Raw genomic sequence first — 1164 nt, 5'->3', positions numbered from 1 at the left:
AGATATTCCAAGCCGCTTGAATGTATAAAGCCCTCATAAAGCTTAAAGCTTGAAACTGATGCATTAAAGTCTTTTGCATAGTTTTCAATGAAGGGCAAGAGGCTATTTTTTAAATTAAAGATAAATTCAAGCTTGTCAAATTCTTTGGCTTCACTAAAATTTGTTTCCTTATTTTCACTTGAAGGAGTATTTTTTGCTATCATCCTTAAGACCCAGACCCTGCACCAATCATTTGGAAGTATATCCCAGATTAAAATTAAATACTCGTCTTTAAAGAGTGCATTTGTAAGCTTGTTTTTTTCTTTTTTGTAATAAGCTTCTTGCATCTTGTAATTATAATAAAGCAAATACCCCTCCTCATCGCTAGAACCTAAATCATCTCTTTCATACCAAGCTTGTCCCTTTGTTATCATACTCTTATAGAGGGGATTTATATTATCTTCTAGGTCTAATTCCAAATATATATTAGGGATTATGGCTTCTTGAGAAAAAAGGGTGGCTATGATTTTTCCTTCTTTTGCATTAGGCTTATTTCTTAAATTCACAAAGAAATCATTTATTTTTGTCTTTGTGATGGCTAGGGCTGCTGTTGGAAGGGGGGTGAATACTTCTTTATAAGATATATACTTTCTTAGTTCAAAGCCCTCTGTGTCTTTGATGAAGTTTTGAGAACTTTGACTTTCCACAGCTTCTTTGCTAAATTTTTGTGATATTTGGCTTTGTTCTATCTTAGAGGAATTTTCTATTTTTTCATCAGCTTCGTAATTATATTCTTGCCAAGAGGCAATAAATTCAGAAAAATTCAAGGCTTGATTTTTAGCAAGAATTTTGTGATTTTTTATTATGCCTAGACAAAGTATTACGCCTCGAACCTCTGCATCATCACCTGCCCTTAAAATACTGCTTTCATAAGCTAAAAAGCTAAAATGTGTCTTTGCTTCAATTTGTGGTTCAAGGAGCTTTGTGTCGTTGTAATTAAACTTAGCATAAACAACAAACCACTCAAACTCCACCTCCATAGGCAAAAAAACGCTGCCAAAACGAGAGTTGAAAAATCTATCTTGTTGAATTTTAGTAAAATTTGCCCTTGATAAAAGCTCTTTGACAAAGTCATAGTTTATATCATAAGAAAGCCTTAAAAAGCTTAGCTGTCTTGGCATAGAA

1 protein-coding gene is annotated in these 1164 nt (G+C 33.1%); it reads right to left on the bottom strand.

The annotated features are described in order from the left end of the window. Positions 1-1164: hypothetical protein (locus DMC01_RS14095; RefSeq protein ID WP_185908960.1), on the bottom strand; the 1164-nt coding region annotated here is incomplete at both ends.

It is taken from the genome of Campylobacter troglodytis (genome assembly GCF_006864425.1).
GTDB classification, from domain to species: Bacteria; Campylobacterota; Campylobacteria; order Campylobacterales; family Campylobacteraceae; genus Campylobacter_D; species Campylobacter_D troglodytis.
Note: the sequence above shows the minus strand (reverse complement) of the source record. Positions and strands in the feature narration are given on the sequence as shown.